A 937-nucleotide genomic window follows, 5' to 3' on the forward strand; every position below is an offset into this window, starting at 1 on the left:
CTCGAGGACGCTTCCGGCGCGATCGATGGCGGGCTGGCCGGTGCCGCCGCCGCCGATATCCGCGCCTATCTCGACGACATTGCCGCCCGCGGCTTTGCCGCCACGTCGCAGGCGCGCAAACTGTCGGCGATCCGCCAGTTCTTCAAATTCCTCTACGCCGAAGGCCTGCGCGGCGATGACCCGACCGGCACGCTGGACAGCCCGAAAAAGGGCCGCCCGCTGCCCAAGACGATGAGCGAGGCCGACACCGGCCGGCTGATCGACCGTGCAGCAATTGAAGCCGGCGATGTCTCGTCGGGCGATGGGGACAGCCTGGCATCACTGCGCCTGCATGCGCTGGTCGAGGTGCTTTACGCCACCGGCCTGCGCGTTTCCGAGCTGGTCGGCTTGCCGGTGACGGTGGCGCAACGCGACGACCGCTTCTTCATGGTGCGCGGCAAGGGCGACAAGGAGCGCATGGTGCCGCTCTCCGCCAAGGCACGCGCGGCGATGAAGACCTGGCTTGCCGCCCGCGCCAAGGTGCCAGCCTTGGCCGACAGTCCGTTCCTGTTTCCGGCCGCCTCGGACAGCGGCTATCTCTCGCGCCAGGTCTTCGCGCGTGACCTGAAAGGGCTGGCGGCAAGGGCCGGCATTGCCTCGGCGAAGATCTCGCCGCACGTGCTGCGCCATGCTTTCGCCAGCCATCTCCTGCAGAACGGCGCCGATCTGCGGGCCGTGCAGCAATTGCTTGGCCATGCCGACATATCGACGACACAGATTTACACCCATGTGCTGGAAGAGCGGCTGGTGCGGCTGGTCAACGATCATCATCCGCTTGCCGACTAGGCCTCATATCGCTATGTGAGGACGACATTTCACCGCCCGGAGCCTTGGATTCAAGGGTTCCGTCAGCCACTGCCTTCCGACGTATCGGTCCGCTCACGCATGTATAATTACC

The 937-nt window shown here is 65.6% G+C and carries 1 protein-coding gene; it reads left to right on the forward strand.

Annotated features, from left to right (window positions below; all coding sequences use genetic code 11):
- Positions 1–825: site-specific tyrosine recombinase XerD (locus tag EN969_RS32960; RefSeq protein WP_164758749.1), on the forward strand; the 825-nt coding region annotated here is incomplete at its 5' end.
- Between the last annotated feature and the right edge of the window lie 112 nt (positions 826–937).

It is taken from the genome of Mesorhizobium sp. M7A.F.Ca.CA.003.01.2.1 (genome assembly GCF_003998945.1).
Lineage (GTDB): Bacteria > Pseudomonadota > Alphaproteobacteria > Rhizobiales > Rhizobiaceae > Mesorhizobium > Mesorhizobium ciceri.